The following is a 2658-nucleotide window of genomic DNA, read 5'->3' on the forward strand; positions in this document are numbered from 1 at the left end:
CTTCCCGCCGATGCCTTCGCGGCGTCGGGCCCGCAACTTCCGATGTGGCTCGAGCAGCGCGTCTTCGGGGCGATGCTGCGGATCATAAACGGCGATCTGACGCGGCTCGGTCTTCAGAAGCCCGATCATCGCATCTTCGAAACGCATCCGATCCTCAACACCCAGCTCCTGCATTTCCTCGCGCATGGCGACATCAAGGCAAAACCCGACATCGCGCGCTTCGACGGCAAGACGGTGCATTTCAAGGACGGCACGTCGGAGGAAATCGATCTGGTGCTCTGCGCCACAGGCTATGCGTGGAAGGTGCCTTACCTCGATCCGAAGAATTTCACCTGGAAGCACAGCCGGCCCGATCTCTACATGAACCTTTTCAGCCGCGAGACGCCGAACCTCTATGCGCTCGGCTTCATGGAGACCAATGGCGGCGCCTACAAGCTTTTCGACCAGATGGCCGACCTGATCGCCCGCACCATCGTCGCCCGCGCGAAGGGCGGCGCCGACGCGGCGGCCGTCGACAAGCTGATCGCCACCGACAAGCCGGACCTCACCGGCGGCATCCATTTCGTCGGCTCGGACCGCCATGCGACCTATGTCGAGATCGCCGCTTACCGCAAGCATATGAATGCGATCCGCAAACGCCTCCACTGGCCGGACCTGACCGAAGGATGCTTCGACAGGTTGCGCGTGACACCGAAGAAGAAAGAAGCCGCGTGATGGCGCGGAAGGCTCTCATCACCGGCGGCGGCGGCGCCATCGCCGAGGAGATCGCAATCCGCCTCGACAAGCGCGGCTACGACCTGATCCTTGCCGACATCAACGAAGCGCGCATGGCGGAGGTGGCGAAACGCCTCTCACGAACGCCGCTGACCATCCGTGCCGATCTGTCGACGACGGAGGGCGTCGCGGCGCTCGCCTCCGCGATCGAGCAGGACCACAGCGACCTCGCCCTTCTGGTCAACAATGCGGGCTTCGTCGAGCCCGGCGACATCGACGCCCTGCCGCCGGAGGCGCTCGACCGCCACATCTTCATCAACCTGATCGCGCCGATGCAGCTCACCCGCGCCGCCGCCCGCATCATGCGGCCACGCAAGAGCGGCGACATTCTCTCCATCGTCTCGATGGGCGGCATCATCGCGCTACGCGGCAGTGCCGCCTATGCGGCGTCGAAATTCGGGTTGCGCGGTTTCCAGACCTCCGTGCGGTCGGAACTCCGGCACGACGGCGTGCGCGTCATGGGCGTCTTTCCGAGCGGCGTCGACACGCCGATGCTGCGCTACGAGGCGACGCATGATGGATCGCCGCTCAATTTCGTCGGCACGGTCTTGACGGCGGCGCAGGTAGCCGACGCCTGCATGAAGGCGCTCGACACGGGCAGGCTCGAAACCTACATTCCCTATGGCGACAGCATCACGTCGCGTCTGATGGGTGCCTTTCCGTGGCTAATCGACAAGGTGTTGTCTTCCTTCGAGAAGTCCGGCGAAAAGGGCCGCGCAAAATTTCTCGCCGAACGGGGCCTGAAGCCCGAACGTTGACGCCCGACAAGGATCCGTCATGTTGAAGCAATTCGGCGACGAGATATGGACTGCGGATGGACCTGCCGTCACCGCGTTCCTCGGCTTCCACTACCCCACACGAATGGCCGTCATCAGATTGTCTAATGGCGGCCTCTTCATCTGGTCGCCGATCCCGCTCACGGAAGAGCTTCGCACTGAGGTCGCCGCACTCGGCGCCGTTCGCCACCTCGTCGCGCCGAACTCGCTGCATCATCTTTCCATTCCCGACTGGAAGCGCGCCTTTCCGTCGGCGAAGGTTTACGCCCCGCCGGGTCTGCGGCAGAAGCGCAAGGACATCCTGTTCGACAACGACCTTGGAAATGTACCAAGTCCTGATTGGGTCGATGACCTCGACCAGGTTCTGATGACAGGCAACGCGATTACGACCGAGGCCGTATTCTTTCACATCAAGAGCGGCACCACGCTTTTTGTCGATCTTCTTCAGCAGTTCCCCGCCGGCTGGTTTTCCGGCTGGCGGGCCCTTGTGGCGAGACTCGACCGAATGGTCGCGCCGGAACCATCCGTACCGCGAAAGTTCCGCGTCGCCTTCACCGACAGGCGCGCCGCCCGTGCCGCGCTCGAACGCATTCTCGCATGGCCCACCCAAAAAGTTCTGATGGCGCATGGAACGCCCGTCATCGCCGACGGAAAGGCATTCATAAGCCGCGCCTTCCGCTGGCTCTCCTAGCGACCGTCGGCAGTTCTTCACTGCGGCACTTCGTCCGCCGCGTATCGAGATCAGGATGACGCCTCATGAAGCCGCAAGGGAGGCCGTTCTCGTATCGCCACCGCCGGGCCGCCGGCATCAGCGGCGCGTCACGACGATGAAGAGCCGCGGAAAACGCAGCAGCACCTTGCCGTCGCGAAGCGGCGGATAGGCCTTGGCGATGCGGCTGATATATTCGGCGAGATAGGCCTCGCGCTGAGCCTCGTTCAGCGGTTCGAGCCAGGGGCGAAGCCCCGTCCCCTTGACCCATTCGGCGATCGCCGCCGCATCCGCCAGCGGGTGATTGTAGATCGTGTGCCAGATGTCGATACGCGAGGCGAAGGGCTGCAGCAGATCGTAGTAATGCGACGGGGGCGGCAGCAGCGCGCGGTTGACGCT

The 2658-nt window shown here is 63.5% G+C and carries 2 protein-coding genes and 2 pseudogenes; 3 read left to right on the plus strand and 1 reads right to left on the minus strand.

Going from position 1 to position 2658, the window contains the following annotated elements:
- The 3 genes and pseudogenes from VMR03_RS05620 to VMR03_RS05630 form a co-directional block, all read left to right on the plus strand.
- A pseudogene (locus tag VMR03_RS05620) lies at positions 1-714 on the plus strand (NAD(P)/FAD-dependent oxidoreductase); the annotation flags it as partial.
- Positions 714-1532: an SDR family NAD(P)-dependent oxidoreductase gene (locus VMR03_RS05625; protein ID WP_325403102.1), complete on the plus strand. Its 819-nt coding sequence runs from the start codon at positions 714-716 to the stop codon at positions 1530-1532. The pseudogene VMR03_RS05620 and the gene VMR03_RS05625, both read left to right, overlap by 1 nt.
- A 19-nt stretch (positions 1533-1551) precedes the next feature.
- Positions 1552-2241: a DUF4336 domain-containing protein gene (locus tag VMR03_RS05630; protein WP_325403104.1), complete on the plus strand. Its 690-nt coding sequence runs from the start codon at positions 1552-1554 to the stop codon at positions 2239-2241.
- Between the two features lie 117 nt (positions 2242-2358).
- Here the strand turns inward: VMR03_RS05630 and VMR03_RS05635 are convergent.
- Positions 2359-2658 (minus strand): annotated as a pseudogene (locus tag VMR03_RS05635) (trans-aconitate 2-methyltransferase); the annotation flags it as partial.

It is taken from the genome of Parvibaculum sp., from assembly GCF_035511255.1.
Classification (GTDB): domain Bacteria; phylum Pseudomonadota; class Alphaproteobacteria; order Parvibaculales; family Parvibaculaceae; genus Parvibaculum.